Source organism: Rhodococcus sp. IEGM 1366 (assembly GCF_033142425.1).
GTDB classification, from domain to species: domain Bacteria; phylum Actinomycetota; class Actinomycetes; order Mycobacteriales; family Mycobacteriaceae; genus Rhodococcus_F; species Rhodococcus_F globerula.
Genome location: NZ_JAWLRZ010000003.1, coordinates 229,068 through 244,947 on the forward strand (window position 1 = coordinate 229,068; position 15,880 = coordinate 244,947).

At 61.2% G+C, this 15,880-nt stretch carries 16 protein-coding genes; 11 read left to right on the top strand and 5 right to left on the bottom strand.

The features are described 5' to 3' along the window. Positions 1–39 precede the first annotated feature (39 nt). Entirely contained in the window at positions 40–1,077 is a 1,038-nt protein-coding gene (locus R4P64_RS10825; RefSeq protein ID WP_045068664.1) for an LLM class F420-dependent oxidoreductase, read from the bottom strand. Positions 1,078–1,150: 73 nt separating this feature from the next. Between R4P64_RS10825 and R4P64_RS10830 the strand changes: the two genes are divergently transcribed. From R4P64_RS10830 to R4P64_RS10855, 6 genes are all read left to right on the top strand, one after another. Beyond that, positions 1,151–2,128 (top strand): Zn-ribbon domain-containing OB-fold protein, encoded by a 978-nt coding sequence (locus R4P64_RS10830; RefSeq protein ID WP_179300839.1) that lies wholly within the window; start codon positions 1,151–1,153, stop codon positions 2,126–2,128. A gap of 11 nt (positions 2,129–2,139) precedes the next feature. Beyond that, positions 2,140–3,210 carry a thiolase domain-containing protein gene (locus R4P64_RS10835; protein ID WP_033232319.1) on the top strand — a complete coding sequence of 357 codons (1,071 nt, stop codon included), beginning with the start codon at positions 2,140–2,142 and terminating at the stop codon, positions 3,208–3,210. After that, positions 3,210–4,391: a thiolase domain-containing protein gene (locus R4P64_RS10840; RefSeq protein WP_033232320.1), complete on the top strand. Its 1,182-nt coding sequence runs from the start codon at positions 3,210–3,212 to the stop codon at positions 4,389–4,391. Before R4P64_RS10835 ends, R4P64_RS10840 begins: the two co-directional genes overlap by 1 nt. 33 nt (positions 4,392–4,424) lie before the next feature. After that, entirely contained in the window at positions 4,425–5,288 is an 864-nt protein-coding gene (locus R4P64_RS10845; protein WP_033232321.1) for a TIGR03619 family F420-dependent LLM class oxidoreductase, read from the top strand. Between the two features lie 8 nt (positions 5,289–5,296). After that, the gene (locus R4P64_RS10850; RefSeq protein WP_033232322.1) at positions 5,297–5,707 is read left to right on the top strand and encodes a nuclear transport factor 2 family protein; all 411 of its coding nucleotides are present in this window, start codon (positions 5,297–5,299) and stop codon (positions 5,705–5,707) included. A gap of 152 nt (positions 5,708–5,859) precedes the next feature. Beyond that, positions 5,860–6,240, top strand: a complete 381-nt coding sequence (locus tag R4P64_RS10855; RefSeq protein WP_033232620.1) for a VOC family protein — start codon at positions 5,860–5,862, stop codon at positions 6,238–6,240. A gap of 212 nt (positions 6,241–6,452) precedes the next feature. On the opposite strand, the gene R4P64_RS10860 is transcribed toward R4P64_RS10855, so the two are convergent. Further along, the gene (locus tag R4P64_RS10860) at positions 6,453–7,703 is read right to left on the bottom strand and encodes a cytochrome P450 (RefSeq protein WP_033232323.1); all 1,251 of its coding nucleotides are present in this window, start codon (positions 7,701–7,703) and stop codon (positions 6,453–6,455) included. A gap of 175 nt (positions 7,704–7,878) precedes the next feature. On the opposite strand from R4P64_RS10860, the gene R4P64_RS10865 reads away from it, so the two are divergent. From R4P64_RS10865 to R4P64_RS10880, 4 genes are all read left to right on the top strand, one after another. Continuing rightward, positions 7,879–9,042, top strand: a complete 1,164-nt coding sequence (locus tag R4P64_RS10865; RefSeq protein ID WP_317820705.1) for a steroid 3-ketoacyl-CoA thiolase — start codon at positions 7,879–7,881, stop codon at positions 9,040–9,042. Position 9,043: 1 nt separating this feature from the next. Next, positions 9,044–9,535 carry a nitroreductase family deazaflavin-dependent oxidoreductase gene (locus R4P64_RS10870; protein WP_033232325.1) on the top strand — a complete coding sequence of 164 codons (492 nt, stop codon included), beginning with the start codon at positions 9,044–9,046 and terminating at the stop codon, positions 9,533–9,535. Positions 9,536–9,593: 58 nt separating this feature from the next. Further along, positions 9,594–10,007 carry a hypothetical protein gene (locus R4P64_RS10875; RefSeq protein ID WP_033232327.1) on the top strand — a complete coding sequence of 138 codons (414 nt, stop codon included), beginning with the start codon at positions 9,594–9,596 and terminating at the stop codon, positions 10,005–10,007. A gap of 107 nt (positions 10,008–10,114) precedes the next feature. Further along, the gene (locus tag R4P64_RS10880) at positions 10,115–10,786 is read left to right on the top strand and encodes a GNAT family N-acetyltransferase (RefSeq protein ID WP_317544706.1); all 672 of its coding nucleotides are present in this window, start codon (positions 10,115–10,117) and stop codon (positions 10,784–10,786) included. Positions 10,787–10,848: 62 nt separating this feature from the next. On the opposite strand, the gene R4P64_RS10885 is transcribed toward R4P64_RS10880, so the two are convergent. After that, positions 10,849–11,175, bottom strand: coding sequence for a YnfA family protein (locus R4P64_RS10885; RefSeq protein WP_033232329.1), 327 nt, complete (start codon positions 11,173–11,175; stop codon positions 10,849–10,851). Between the two features lie 21 nt (positions 11,176–11,196). Beyond that, the gene (locus R4P64_RS10890) at positions 11,197–12,114 is read right to left on the bottom strand and encodes an Ig-like domain-containing protein (RefSeq protein WP_317820707.1); all 918 of its coding nucleotides are present in this window, start codon (positions 12,112–12,114) and stop codon (positions 11,197–11,199) included. Positions 12,115–12,397: 283 nt separating this feature from the next. On the opposite strand from R4P64_RS10890, the gene R4P64_RS10895 reads away from it, so the two are divergent. After that, positions 12,398–14,185 carry an ABC transporter ATP-binding protein/permease gene (locus R4P64_RS10895; protein ID WP_317820708.1) on the top strand — a complete coding sequence of 596 codons (1,788 nt, stop codon included), beginning with the start codon at positions 12,398–12,400 and terminating at the stop codon, positions 14,183–14,185. Positions 14,186–14,195: 10 nt separating this feature from the next. Here the strand turns inward: R4P64_RS10895 and R4P64_RS10900 are convergent, their stop codons facing one another. Then, a complete protein-coding gene (locus tag R4P64_RS10900; protein WP_317820709.1) occupies positions 14,196–15,878 on the bottom strand; it encodes an FAD-dependent oxidoreductase in 1,683 nt (560 codons plus the stop codon). Positions 15,879–15,880: the final 2 nt, after the last annotated feature.

A 15,880-nucleotide genomic window follows, 5' to 3' on the forward strand; every position in this document is an offset into this window, starting at 1 on the left:
GCCTCAGATGCGCTGAAAGGTACGTTCGCTCAAAAAATGTCAGCCCCGCACCGCTGCCGCCAATTCCCGCACATGATCGGCGTCGCGGCAGGTCACGAGGAGCATCGTGACGCCGGCCTCTTCCCAGCGCTTCACGCCGGCCCGAACTTCGTCGAGGTTGCCGATGATCATGGTCTCGGTGACCATTTCGTCGGGGACGACCGCCGCAGCTTCTTCCTTGCGACCGGACATGAAGAGCCGGCCGATCTCGTCGACCTCTTTCTCGTAACCCATGCGCTTGTAGACCTGGGCGTGAAAGTTCAACTCCGGTGCGCCCATTCCGCCCACGTAGAGGGCTGTCATGGGTTTGAGCTTGGCGATGGCTGCTGCGCGATCGTCCGTGACGATGACCTGGCAGGTGGCAGCTACCTCGAAGTCTTCACGGCTACGACGCGCTCCGGCGCGCGCGAATCCTTCGTCAAGCCACTTGTTGTACATCGGTGCGAGCCGCGGGGTGTAGTAGATGGCTAGCCAACCGTCGGCGATTTCGCCGGCGAGGGCAACATTCTTGGGTCCTTCGGCGCCGAGCCAAATGGGGATGTCGGCCCGCAATGGATGCGTAATCGCCTTGAGCGGCTTGCCAAGACCCGAACTTCCGGGCCCGTTGTACGGCAGCGGGTAGTGCGGTCCGGAGCTGGCGACGGGTTTTTCGCGAGCGAGGACCTGGCGGATGATGTCCACGTATTCACGGGTGCGCGCGAGCGGCTTTTCGAACGGTTGCCCGTACCACCCTTCGACAACCTGCGGCCCGGATACGCCGAGCCCCAGGATGGTCCGACCACCACTGAGATGATCGAGTGTGAGCGCGTGCATGGCGCAACTGGTGGGCGTGCGTGCAGAGATCTGGACGACGGACGTGCCCAACCGAAGGTTCTCTGTTCGCGATCCCCACCAGGCGAGTGGTGTGAAAGCGTCGGACCCCCAGGACTCCGCGGCGAAGACCGAATCGAAGCCCGCGTTCTCGGCTGCTTCGATCAGTTCCGGAGCGTTCGTGGGGGGCTGTGCGCCCCAGTATCCGAGTTGCAACCCAAGCTTCATCTTGCGCCTCCACGTCTCCGGTGATCAGAAGTGACCCTTGCCACAATCTCTAGAACCTGTTCTACTCGATCTTGTGACCATCGGAAAGAGCGGGGTGGCCGAAAAGCCACTGAGCGCACCACTGAATCTCCATTTCGACTACACCAGATCGACGGGGCCGACCATCGGCGCATTCGTAACTGCCTTGCGTGATCGCAAGGTGATCGGGGCGCGCGGGTCGAACGGTCGAGTTTTTGTGCCGCCACCCGAATTCGATCCGGATACCGCCGAACCACTCACAGACTTCGTCGGAGTGTCCGACGGCGGAACCGTCGTGAGTTGGTCGTGGATGCCGGAACCGATCGACGGACAACCGCTCACGAAGCCGTTCGCGTGGGCCCTCATCAAGCTCGACGGCGCAGACACCGCCATGCTTCACGCGGTCGACGTCGACTCCCCCAGCGCAATCAGCACCGGTATGCGCGTGCGCGCTCGGTGGGCGTCGGAGCGAGTCGGTCAGATCACGGACATCGAGTGCTTCGAGCCTGGCGAAAGCGAAAATGGTATCGCCTCAGTCGATTCGAGCGCGGATCCAGTCACCATGATCACGACGCCTATCGACTTGAACTTCATGCACTCCGCGTCGGCAGAAGAGAGCTTCTACCTCCGCGGGCTCGCCGAGGGCAAACTCATCGGCGGACGTAGCGGCCCGGGCGACAAGGTCTACATTCCCCCGCGCGGTGCCAACCCCACCAACGGATTTCCGACGAAGGAACAGGTCGAACTGCCGGACAAGGGCACTGTCACGACGTTCTGCATCGTCAACGTTCCGTTTCTCGGCCAGCGGATCAAGCCTCCGTACGTCGCGGCTTACGTGCTGCTCGATGGCGCGGACATTCCGTTCCTGCATCTGATCTTGGAATGCGACGCGGCCGACGTGCGCATGGGGATGCGCGTCGAGGCCAAGTGGAAGCCACGCGAGGAGTGGGGTTACACGCTCGAAAACATCGAATACTTCAGGCCGACCGGTGAACCCGACGCCGAGTACTCCACCTTCCAACACCACCTGTGAGGGCTTCTGACATGACTTCTGCAGACATCGCAGTGGTGGGCTTTGCACAAGCCCCGCACGTACGCGAGACCCACGGCACCACCAACGGCGTCGAAATGCTGGTCCCCTGTTTCCAGCAACTGTACAAAGACCTGGGAATCACCAAATCCGATATCGGTTTCTGGTGCTCGGGATCTTCCGATTATCTTGCCGGACGATCGTTTTCCTTCATCTCGGCTATCGACTCCATCGGTGCCGTTCCGCCCATCAACGAGTCCCACGTCGAGATGGACGCGGCCTGGGCGTTCTACGAGGCCTGGATCAAGATCTTGACGGGTGAGGTCGATACCGCCCTCGTGTACGGCTTCGGCAAGTCGTCCGCAGGACACCTGCGCAAAATCCTCACCATGCAACTCGATCCTTATCTTGTTGCGCCACTGTGGCCCGACTCGGTATCCATTGCCGGACTGCAGGCACGACTCGGTATCGACGCAGGCAAGTGGACGCACGAGGACATGGCCGAAGTGACCGCTCGTAGCCGTCGTCACGCGATGAGCAACCCCAACGCGCAGCTCGCCGGCGAGGTCGACATCGAGGCTTTGCTTGCCAGTCCCTTCCTCGCAGATCCGTTGCGCGCCCACGATTGTGCGCCCATTACCGACGGAGCAGCCGCTATCGTTCTGGCATCCGGCACCCGCGCTCGTGACCTGTGCGAGCGCCCGGCCTGGATTTCCGGCATCGAACACCGCATCGACTCTCCGAACCTCGGAGCACGTGATCTCACGACATCACCGTCGACGGCATCGGCCGCGAAGGCTGCTACGGGCGGCGATGTCAGCAACATCGACATCGCCGAACTCCACGCACCGTTCAGCCATCAGGAACTGATCCTCAAGGAGGCAATCGGTCTCACGGATGCAACGACGATCAACCCGTCTGGTGGCCCACTGAGCGGCAACCCGATGTTTGCGGGTGGTCTCGAACGTATCGGTTACGCAGCGCAGGCAATTTGGGGAGGCCAGGCGAATCGCGCTCTGGCCCATGCAACCAGCGGCCCAGTGCTGCAACAGAACCTGGTAGCAGTATTGGAGGGACGGAACTGATGGCCGGAACGCCACAACTCGCGGCCGTGCTCGGCACCGGCCAGACTCATTACGTCGCAAAGCGTCACGACGTGTCGATGGCCGGCTTGGTCCGCGAAGCGATCGACGCCGCGATGCTCGACGCACATGTCGGCTGGGACGACATCGACGCCGTTGTGATCGGCAAGGCCCCCGACTTGTTCGAGGGATCGATGATGCCGGAACTCGCCATGTCGGATGCCCTCGGCGCCAACGGGAAACCGTTGCTTCGTGTCCACACTGCCGGGTCGGTCGGCGGCTCCACCGCTATCGTGGCATCGAGCCTCGTCAAATCCGGAGTCCATAAACGGGTTTTGACTGTTTCCTGGGAAAAGCAGTCGGAGTCGAATGCGATGTGGGCACTGTCCACGCCGATTCCCTTCAACATGCCGGTGGGCGCCGGAGCCGGCGGTTACTTTGCGCCGCACGTCCGTTCGTATATCCGCCGCTCGGGGGCACCCTCGCACATCGGTGCCATTGTTGCCGCAAAGGACCGTCTCAACGGCAGCATCAATCCATACGCACACCTCAAGCAGCCCGATATCACCGTCGAATCCGTTCAGGCGTCGCAAATGCTGTGGGATCCCATTCGCTACGACGAGACGTGCCCGTCCTCTGACGGCGCGTGCGCGCTGGTGATCGGCAACGAAGAGGCCGCCGCCGAGGTCGAGGCTCGAGGCCGTACCGTCGCGTGGATTCATGCAACGGCGATGCGCACCGAGCCGACAACCTACGCGGGTCGCGACCAGGTCAACCCCCAGGCGGGACGCGATGCTGCGGCAGCGCTCTGGAAGGCCGCCGGAATCACGGATCCACTCAGCGAGATCGACTGCGCTGAAATCTATGTGCCGTTCTCCTGGTTCGAACCGATGTGGCTCGAGAACCTCGGATTTGCCGAGGAAGGACAGGGCTGGAAGCTCACTGAAGCCGGCGAAACAGCTATCGGCGGCAAGCTCCCCGTCAATCCGTCGGGCGGGGTCCTCTCGTCCAACCCGATCGGCGCGTCCGGCATGATTCGGTTTGCCGAATCCGCGATGCAGGTAATGCGCAGGGCAGGCGACCACCAGGTAGCCGATGCACGCAAGGCCCTCGGTCACGCGTACGGCGGTGGCTCACAGTACTTCGCGATGTGGGTCGTCGGCTCCGAACGCCCCACCACGTAAACACGCCAACCGTCGATCAGGGAGAAGTCGAGAATGAAGTACACCGTCGGGGTTGCGATGAACCCCTTGGATCAGCTGCCCGGTATCGCCAAAACCGCTGAAGAGTGCGGCTTTACGTCCATTGCATTGCCGGATTCACTGTTCTTCATGGAAACCCAGACGGCGGACTACCCGTACACGCCGGACGGGTCTCGGATGTGGACTGCCGAAACCCCCTGGGTCGATCCGCTGATCGCCGCCGCCGCGATGGGCGCTGTCACCGAAAAAATCGAGTTCTACACGCAGGTACTGAAGCTGGGTAGTCGTAATCCGGTGCTCCTCGCCCGCCAAGTCGGGTCCGTCGCCGCTTTGACGAACAACCGTTTCGGCTTCGGCGTCGGAATCGGCTGGGCTCCGGAAGAATTCGAGTGGTGTGGGGCTCCCTACGAGCGTCGCGGCGCACGGGTAGACGAGATGATCGACGTCATCAAGCTGATCCTCGGCGGCGGTATGGTCGAGTACCACGGCGAGTTCTTCGATTTCGATCGCCTACAGATGAGTCCGACTCCCACCAAACCGGTTCCGTTCTACGTCGGTGGCCACACCGAGGTTGCTCTCAAGCGCGCGGCGCGGGTGGGTGACGGCTGGACGTCGGCGATGATCAAGTTCGACGATCTGGTCGGCGTCATCGCCAGACTGCGCGAACTGCGCGCCGAGTACGGCAAGGAGAACGAACCGTACGAGATCCAGACCGTGTGCGTCGACCGGTTCGGAAAAGACGGCTACGCCGAACTCGAGGACGCCGGTGTCACCGACATCATCACGGTTCCTTGGGTTTTCGACGGCATCGGCTTCGACGCGCCGCTCGAGGCAAAACAGGATTCCATGCGCAGGTTCGCCGAGAAATACATTCAGTGAGGGAAACGATGACCACCGAACATCCCGCCCGTGTAGCGGGCAATGCATCGCGGGCAGCGGCAAGCGGGAAGAACAAGGAAGCCTGGCTGGATCTCTTTGCCGAGGATGGCTGGGTCGAAGATCCCGTCGGTCCTTCGGGCTTCGATCCCGAAGGCAAAGGCCATCACGGCCGCGAAGCCATTTCCAAGTTCTACGACATGACGATCGCCACCACGGAGTCGCTCGAATTCCTTATCGACGATTCCCTGGTGTGCGGTAACGAGAACGTCAACATCGGGAAGATTCGGAGCACGGTTGGCGGCATGGTCGTCGATGCGGAAGGCGTGTTTGTCTACCGCGTCAACGACGAGGGCAAAATCCAGTCACTTCGCGCGTTCTGGGAAGTGGAGCGCGCCATGAAAACAGCTCGCAAAGCCTGATCGTACAAACAAACAATTGAGGGCTCCGGTCACACTGACCGGAGCCCTCACTGTTGCGCCGGCTTCACGGAAATGGTTTCCTGGTTTTTATCGTCGCGTGTCGATGGCGGACTGCGCCAGGCATGGAGGCGTCGTACCCCAAGGGTTCTTCAATGACCATTTCGTTCAATCACACCATCATCGCCGCGCAAGACAGACAAGAGTCTGCGTGGTTCTTCACCCACATTTTTGGTCTTCCGGATCCTGTGCCGGCCGGATACTTCCTCTCCGTCGAACTCGAGCACGGAGTGATGCTGGACTACGCGCAGGTCGACGAAGGCGCTGAGATTTCACCGCAGCACTACGCATTCCTGGTATCCGAGAACGACTTCGACGGAATTTACCAGCGGATACTCGATCTGAGACTCGATCATTGGGCCGATCCGCGAAAATCGAGCACCGGCTTCAACACCAATGACGGTGGGCGCGGTGTCTATTTCCTCGACCCGTCCGGGCACTTCCTGGAAGCCATCACAAAACCGTACGGGGGCTGAAACAACCCGCCCCCGGAACTACAAACGGTGGCGCCTGCGGGAGATGAGGGATCCCACAGACGCCACCGTAGTTCCAAGTAGCCAGCTAGTGGCTCCTCAGAACGTCAACTGTAGTTCTGTGCAGTCGAAAGCGCAGCGCCAACCTTCGATTCCATACACATACCTACATACACATACTTACCTGCCGGTTACCCTCTCAGTATAGGGCTGGTTCAGTGTTTGACCGGACAGCCGCCGGTCTTGTAATCAACCTGAAACTCTTTGATGCCGTTGAGCCAGCCCGAGCGCAGACGACGAGGATCTCCGAGCCGGCTGATGTCGGGAAGATGATCGGCGATCGCGTTGAAGATCAAGTCGATTTCGAGGCGAGCCAGATTCGCGCCGACGCAGTAGTGCGCACCGGTGCCGCCGAATCCGAGGTGCGGATTGGGGTCGCGCATGATGTCGAACTTCGTGGGGTTCTCGAAGACGTCTTCATCGAAGTTGGCCGACGCGTACATCATCACGACGCGATCGCCCTTCTTGATCTGCTGCCCACCGAGCTCGGTGTCCTCGAGAGCGGTGCGCTGGAAGGACGTGACCGGCGTGGCCCAACGAACGATCTCGTCGGCAGCGGTCTTGGGACGCTCCTTCTTGTACAGCTCCCACTGGTCGGGATTGTCCAGGAACGCCACCATGCCATGTGTGATCGCATTGCGAGTGGTCTCGTTTCCCGCGACCGCAAGAAGGATCACGAAGAAGCCGAATTCCTCAGGGGAGAGCTCATTTCCGTCGATGTCAGCTTCGATGAGCTTGGTGACGATGTCATCGGCGGGACACTTCTTGCGCTGATCCGCCATCTGGTACGCGTACCCGAGAATCTCCATCGACGCGGCCTGCGGATCGATGTCGAACTCCGGGTCGTCGTACGACGTCATCTGGTTGGACCAGTCGAAGAGCTTCATACGGTCTTCCTGCGGCACACCGAGAAGCTCGGCAATCGCCTGCAACGGAAGTTCCGACGCCACCTGAGTGACGAAGTCTCCGGCACCACTCTCGGCAGCGGTCTTCACGATCTGCTCGGCACGCTCGGTCAGTTCGTCGCGCAGGCTGTTGATCGCCCGCGGCGTGAACCCGCGCGAAATCAGCTTGCGGAGTTTGGTGTGCTCGGGAGCATCCTTGTTGATCAGGATGAATCGCTGCATTTCGACGTTCTCACGCGGGATGTCGTCGGCAAAACGCGGGATCGCGGTGTTCTCGTGGGTCGAGAAGATGTCACTGCGCTGCGAGACGTCTTTGACCTCTTCATGCCGAGTGACCACCCAGTAGCCCTCGTCCTGGAACCCGCCGATCTCCGGCGGCTGCGGATTCCACCACACGGGAGCGGTCTTACGCAGCTGAGCAAATTCCTCGAAAGGCATCCGCTCTGCGTAGATGTCGGGGTCCGTGAAGTCGATCCCCTGGGGGATTGCGGGCTGTGCCACTGATGTCTCCTGCCATGAGCCTTTTCATCACCGAGGTGATGACCATCCGTAATGTGGAACACGTTCTACTTACATTGAAACACAAGCCTGCTTACTAGGAAAGGAAACAGTAGACACCTCTTGCTTCTTGCTAAGAACTTGTTCTACTTTTTCAATACAAGGAAAGGAACCCACCGTGGGCACACCAGTAATCGTCGAGGCCGTCCGCACACCGATCGGTAAGCGTGGAGGCTGGCTCGCCGGCCTGCACGCTGCCGAAATTCTCGGAGCTGCTCAGAAGGGTCTTCTCGATCGCTCGGGAATCGACCCGATGTTGATCGAGCAGGTGATCGGCGGCTGCGTCACCCAAGCCGGCGCACAGTCCAACAACATCACCCGCACCGCATGGCTGCACGCCGGACTGCCATGGCAGACCGGTGCCACCACCGTCGACTGCCAGTGTGGATCCGCTCAGCAGGCCAATCATCTGATCGCCGGCTTGATCTCCACCGGCGCGATCGACGCCGGAATCGCCTGCGGCATCGAAGCGATGAGCCAGGTCCCGCTTGGGGCCAATGTCGGAACTCTCGCCGGACCACGCCGTCCCGCCACCTGGGACATCGACATGCCCGACCAGTTCGGAGCCGCCGAGCGCATCGCACGTCGCCGCGGACTGACCCGTGAGGACCTCGAAGCTCTCGGCGTCCGCTCCCAGGCCCTCGCAAAGCAGGCCTGGGAAGAAGGCCGCTTCGACCGCGAGGTGCTCGAACTGTCCGCACCTCAGGTCGACAAGGAAGGCAACCTGACCGGCGAGACCAAGCTGGTCAATCGCGATCAGGGTCTGCGTGACACGACGGCCGAGTCCCTGGCTCGGTTGAAGCCGGTCATGGAGGGCGCAATCCACACTGCCGGAACGTCTTCGCAAATCTCCGACGGTGCCGCTGCCGTCCTGCTCATGGACGAGGACAAGGCCCGCGCTCTCGGCTTGAAGCCACGCGCCCGCATCGTCGCGCAGGCTCTCGTCGGATCCGAACCCGAGTTCCACCTCGACGGTCCGGTTCAGGCCACGACCCGTGTACTCGAGAAGAGCGGCATGAAGATCGGCGACCTCGACCTGTTCGAGGTCAACGAGGCCTTCGCTTCGGTTGCACTGTCCTGGGCTCAGGTTCACGAACCTGATTTCGACAACGTCAACGTCAACGGCGGCGCGCTTGCACTCGGCCATCCGGTCGGCAGCACCGGTTCGCGGCTGATCACGACGGCTCTGCACGAACTCGAGCGGCGCGACGGTTCGACTGCGTTGATCACGATGTGCGCGGGCGGCGCACTGGCAACCGGCACGATCATCGAGCGCATCTGACATGAGTACTCCCCCAGCTAAACCCAAGGGACTCGACGCTCCGGTGACAGTCACGATCATCAAGTGGATGTCGAAAGCCAACGTCGCGATGTATCGGGCGACCGACGGAATGCTGGGCAGCAAGTGGCGGGTCGGCAGCGCGTTTCCACGCGGGCTGCCGATCTGCCTGCTCACAACCACTGGCCGAAAGTCGGGCGAGGAACGGATCAGTCCGCTGCTTTTTCTCGAGGACGACGACAACGTGATTCTGGTGGCGTCACAAGGCGGTCTGCCGAAGAACCCGATGTGGTACCTCAACGTCAAGGCCGATCCTGTGGTGACCGTCCAGATCAAGTCGCGCGTGCAGTCGATGAAAGCTCGTGTCGCCACAGACGAGGAACGCGCCCGACTCTGGCCCAAACTGGTCGCGATGTACGCAGACTTCGACAACTACCAAGCCTGGACGGATCGGGTTATCCCGGTCGTCGTCTGTGAGCCGCTCGCAAACAAGTGAACAACTTGTTTACAACGAAGTGTTTACATCTCCAACGGATCGTGCAAACCTGAAAAGCATGACCGATGACCCATTTCGACCGATCGAGCCCGGCCGTGAGCGCGCACATCGCGAGTACGCCGGGCTCTTTCGCATCAACGAACGCCACGGATCGACAGAGGGCCAACGCGCCAGGCAATCCCTCCCCCACATGCTCGAACCGTACGGCGCGATCCGCGTCGTCGGCGGCCTCGCCGCGGGCAGCAGCACACGCGAACCCGGTGAACCGGACGTCGACGACGCCGACATCATGGCCGCCTTGAGTCTCATCCCCAAGGCTCGCGCCGAAATGGACCAGGACGAAGCACTCTTCCTCGCGCTCGCACGCAAACGCGGAATGACGTGGCAGGACATCGCGTTCGGACTCGGGCTCGGCAGCACCCAGGCTGCACGTCAGCGCTACGAACGGCTCGTCCGCCGCACCACAGGCTGAACACGTGCCATAACGTGCAAGGTGGAGCACTATTGACCAGTACGGTCCGCACGGCAATCGTTTGTAGCCTCGAACAACGTAGCCTCGAACAGCAAGGAGTCGCATTTATGACGACGCACATTCAAGATCAGATCCTGGACCGTCGCGAGCTCACCGCCGCACTTGTTCGCGCCTTGGAACGCCGACACGAGGTCCTGGACGCCGTTGTCGACAGCGCCGATCATCAGGCAGCAGTCGCGACGGTTGCAGAACTGCTCGGGACGTCGGAGTCCAACGCGGAAGCCGTGTTGGGCCTCAAGTTCAGCGCACTGACCAAGGCGGCACGCGACCGTATCCAGGGCGAACTCGAGAACCTCGACGCCACCTTGGAATGGACCGCCGTGGATCGCCCGGCAAGCAGCGGCGCGAACTTCAACCTGCGCCCGTTCACCGACAGCACCGACGATGCCGCACTGTTTGCGGAACGTTCCGCAGAGCAGTTCGACGACGGCGGCGCTCCGTGGGCTTCGGATCGCGTCGAATCGGAGCGCGCTGCAGGCTTGGGGCGGATCGACGACGAAAGCGCGGCTTGGTTTGTCGCCGAGGATCTTTCGTCTGATACCCCGAAGAGTGTCGGCCTGGTTTTCGGTGAGCTCACCGATCAGGAAGTGAACGTCGCGATCTGGATCGCTCCGCAGGCACGGAAGAAGGGCTACGGCACCGCGTGCATCAAGCACGCTCGCCGCGAACTTGCAGCCGAGTTCCCCGGCACTGTTCTGGTGGTTCGGGCGAAGGCGTAAGCATGTGCTGTGCGCCTTTTTGGTAGTGGTCGCTACCAGAAAGGCGCACAGGGCCGAAGGCCCTACCGCGCATACATGATCACGCCAACCCCGACCAGGCAGATCAGCGCGCCGGCGATATCGAAACGGTCAGGGCGGAAGCCGTCCATCACCACTGCCCACAGCAAGGATCCAGCGACAAATATGCCGCCGTACGCGGCCAGGATTCGACCGAAGTTCGCGTCGGGCTGCATCGTCGCGACCAGCCCGTACAGGCCGAGTGAGATCACGCCGAGGCCGACCCAGATCCAGCCTTTGTTCTCGCGAATTCCCTGCCACACCAGCCAGGCTCCACCGATTTCGAGTACGGCGGCAAGAACGAACAGCAGAAGCGAACGAGCAACGGTCATGCCCAGAACTGTAAGGCGCTTCTAGCGGTTCCAGTCACCCAGTCCGTCGGCGCCGCTGAGGATTCCACCGGCAGTGTTCTGCACGATCACGGGGTCGCCCTTGCCTGCGTTCTCGAAGAACCACTTGGCGTTCTCGGTACTGACGTTGAGGCAGCCATGGCTCACGTTGGTGAATCCCTGTTGCGCAACGGACCACGGTGCCGCGTGGACGAAGATTCCACTGTAGGAAATTCGTGACGCGTATTCGACGTAGGTCCGGTAGCCCTCGGGTGAATCGATCGGAACGCCGTAGGTGGACGAATCCATGTACATGTCACGCAGTTGCTCGCCGACGATGTACGTGCCGTTAGGAGTTTCGTGGCCCGGCTTGCCGAACGACGTCGGCATGGTGCGCACCACTTCACCGTTGCGAGTGACGGTGATCTGCTTCGTGTTGTCGTCCGCAACCGTGACGAGTGCATCGCCGATGCTGAACGTGGAATGCGAATCGCCGGCGTCGACGGTCACCGAGATGTTCGCGGGCCAGAACTGCGTCGGCTTCCACCGCACCTGGCTGTTGTTGATCCAGTAGAAGTTTCCCTCGACCGGCGGATTGGTGGTGACGCGAATTGCACGTTCCGCGGTGGCGCGGTCGTCGATCGATTCGTTGAAACGAATGATGATCGGCTGAGCGATTCCGACACGCTCACCGTTGGACGGGTTGACCGACGGTGCCGAGAAGTTGGGAACCGGGGCGGGAATCTGATCCGCCGTGCCCATGAAACCCGGGAGCGCCGGATCAAGGCCGGCAACACCGGCGACGACGGGTACTGGAATCTCCGGACCACCGGGAAAGAGCGGGAAAGCCGCTGCCGGTCCGGCAAATGTGAGGCCTGCAGCCACTACTCCGACAACCGCTACAGCTATCCGGGATGTCCGACGCACTCGCTTGCTGACCATCTCACTACTTTCCTTCGACAACGTGCATTTGCTGGTCATGCGAGGCTGGCGTCGATACCCGCCTGGCATCGACGCCAACGCGCCATTCGGAGCAAACCGCACAATTCCCTTGTAATTAACACATAAATCGAGAAATCCAGCAATACGAAGGTTCGCTGAACCGTAGCTGTCAACGCTCAGGGAGCACGGTGTTCCAGGTTTGGCGGCGTCCACTTCGGTGAATCCGCTTTTCAGCTTCCGTACCCGACGGGATCGCCTTTTCCGTTCTGCGACGGAGGTGCACGTGAACTGGAGCACCGCAGTTCCGGACAGTGCGCTGTGGCTGGCGAAGGCTTATACGATCACCGCCGCCGCCCTCGCGATCACGGCAATTCTGCTGGCCCGCTTCACTGCCTGGGGCAGCCAGTTTCGACGGATGGCCTGGCCGTACTTCAACCCCAGGCGCAGCCCCGTTCCAATACTGATTCTTGCAGTACTGCTGCTGCTCACGGTGTGGGCTGTGCGCGTGACGGTGTTGTTCTCCTACTGGTACAAGGATTTCTACGACACGATTCAGAACCTCGACGAAGCCGGGTTCTGGCACTATCTCAGAGTGTTCGCCGTCCTGGCGGTCATCCACGTCGTGAGTTCGCTCCTCACGTACTTCGTCGGCCAGGCCCTCGACATCAAGTGGCGCATCTGGCTCAACAACACCCTGACCGACGATTGGCTCGACGGTCTTGCGTACTACCGCGGCGAGTTCCTGCATAGCCCGATCGACAATCCGGATCAGCGCATCCAGACCGATATCACCTCGTTCGTGACCTATTCCCGCACGTTGTCGATGGGTGCGGTCACCGCGATGGTGTCGATAGTGAGCTTTACCGCGATCCTGTGGAATCTCTCCGGACCGCTGACCATTTTCGGTACCGAGATTCCGCGCGCGATGATCTTCCTGGTCTACATCTACGTATTGGTGACCACCGCGCTGGCATTCTGGATCGGCCGACCGCTGATCATGTTGAACTTCCTGAACGAGAAGCTCGGCGCGACCTTTCGCTATGCCTTGGTGCGATTGCGGGAGTACGGCGAAAGTATCGCGTTCTATCGCGGCGAGGACGTCGAACGTCGCACGCTCGCAACACGCTTCGCTGCGGTGATCCGCAACATGTGGGCCATCGTGTTCCGGACGCTGAAGTTCAGTGGCTTCAATCTCGCCGTGAACCAGACCGCAGTCATCTTCCCGTTCTTGGTGCAGGGCTCTCGGTTGTTCAAGGGACAGGTCACTTTCGGCGACGTCATGCAAACCGCGCAGGCGTTCGGCCAAGTCCACGAATCTTTGTCGTTCTTCCGTGAGTCGTACGCCGATTTCGCGAGCTTTCGCGCCACCCTCATACGCTTGACCGGCCTCGCCGACGCCGACAAGCGAGCCCGGGCACTACCGACGCTCGACGTTTCAGACGCCGGAGATCAGCTTGTCATCCGAAAACTCCACGTACGCAAGCCTTCCGGAGAGACTTTGATCGCCGAGCTGGATCTGACACTCGATCACGGCGACGCCCTGCTCGTCAAAGGTGCGTCGGGAAGCGGTAAGACCACCTTGCTGCGAAGCATCGCACAACTGTGGCCTTACGCGGACGGTTCGGTTACCCGGCCGGTGGGTAGGTCGCTTTTCCTTTCCCAGCGCCCGTACCTGCCGCTGGGGTCGTTGCGCACGGGACTGGCGTATCCGGATCGTTCGATCGCCAAGGACAGCAGGCTCCGAGCGGTACTTGACCAGGTGCATCTTCCGCATTTGACCGACCGTCTCGACGAAGTAGCCGATTGGACCCGAATCCTCTCTCCGGGCGAACAACAGCGACTGGCGTTCGCCCGGGTAGTTCTGGCCAAGCCCCGCACCGTGTTCCTCGACGAAGCGACATCCGCGATCGACGAAGGCCTCGAGTACACGCTCTACCGCATGCTGCGCAGCGAACTGCCCGACAGCATTATGGTCAGCGTGGGACACCGCAGCACGCTCAACGTCTTTCACAATCGGCAACTCGAACTGCAGGGTTCGGGACAGTGGTCTCTCACCGAGCACGTAGGTTGAACGATCTCCGCTAGCTTTCCTCGCGAGCGGCCGCAAGCATCGATTCGATCGAAATGAGCTTGGTTCGCGGACGACCGACAGCCGCCCCGGATGCGCGCTCGGCCTTGTCGATCCGCTGCCAACCTTGGTAGTCCACCTGATCCGGTGACCTGTCGGCCAGAAGTACCGTCAACTTCTCCGCTTCCGCACTTGGCGTTGCAAGGCGCCCAGCTGCGAAGTCGTCAAAAATCATGGACACGGTTTCAGCCGAGCAGTACTTGTTCGTGCCGATCACACCGGTCGGGCCACGCTTGATCCACCCCGCAGCGTAGACGCCGGGCATGGGCATCCCCGATTCCGGATCGATCACGCGGCCGTTCTCGTTGGGGATCACGCCTCGAGCATCGTCGAACGGTAGGTCCGCGACGGGCGTTCCTCGATAACCGACCGAACGCAATACCAGTCCGGTGTCGAGGATCTCGGTTTCCTCGGTGGGCCGTGCGGACAGTTGACCGGTGGGTGTTGCGACCAGTTGGTTCTTCACGATGCGAACCTGCTCGACACTGCCGTCGCCGAGGATCTCGACCGGGGAGGTGAGGAATCGCAGAACTATGCGCTTACGTGTGGGATCGGCTGTGCGCGAGGCAAATTCCTGGGCCTGCTTCACCTTGAGTAACACCGACGGCTCTGCGGCGTCGCTCTCGACAAAAGCCCGACTCGAATCGTCGAGTTCTGCCTCTACCGGATCCACAATGACGTCCACATCCGCCATCTGGCCCAGCGCCAGCAATTCGGGGTTGGTGTACGCGGCCTGCGCCGGACCTCGACGACCGAGAATCACCACTTCACGAATATTGCTGTTGCGCAACGCTTCGAGGGCATGATCCGCAAGGTCTGTCTTGGCCAGAACCTCCGGGTCGGTGACGAGGATGCGGGCGACGTCGAGTGCAACGTTGCCGTTGCCGACGATGACGGCCCGCTCCCCGGACAGATCGAAACTGCGATCGGCGTAACTCGGATGACCGTTGTACCAGGCGACGAATTCGGTTGCAGCATGGCTTCCCGGAAGATCTTCGCCCGGGATATCGAGCTTGCGATCACCTGCCGCACCTACCGCGTAGATCACCGCATGATGATGCTCGAGCAGTTCGGTATGCGAAATATGATTACCCACCTCGACATTGAAGTGGCAGTGCACCGTCTTCTTCGACACGACAGCGCGGAACTGGTCGGTGACGCCCTTGGTACCCGGATGATCGGGAGCCACGCCTGCTCGGACCAACCCGTACGGCGTCGGTAGGCGATCGAAAATGTCGACCTCGACCCGCGGCTTGCCGGCCAGTTCCATCGCCGCGTAACACGCCGCCGGCCCTGAACCGACGATGGCGACCCGCAGCGTCCCCAACTCGGGAGCGATCTTGGCCATGGTGATCGGCTCCGGCCAGTCCGGCCCCATCGGATGCTTCTCGAAGTACGACGCGTTCATCTCGAGGTACGGCGCGTCGGCTTCAGCAAGTTCGTTGTCGGAGTAGATGGCATCGACCGGGCACTCATCCACACACGCACCGCAGTCGATGCAGGTGTCCGGGTCGATGTAGAGCATTTCGGTGGTGGCGAACTGGGCTTCGTCAGGCGTCGGATGAATGCAGTTTACCGGGCACACGTCCACACATGAGGCGTCGTTACAGCACGGCTGCGTGATCACATACGCCATAG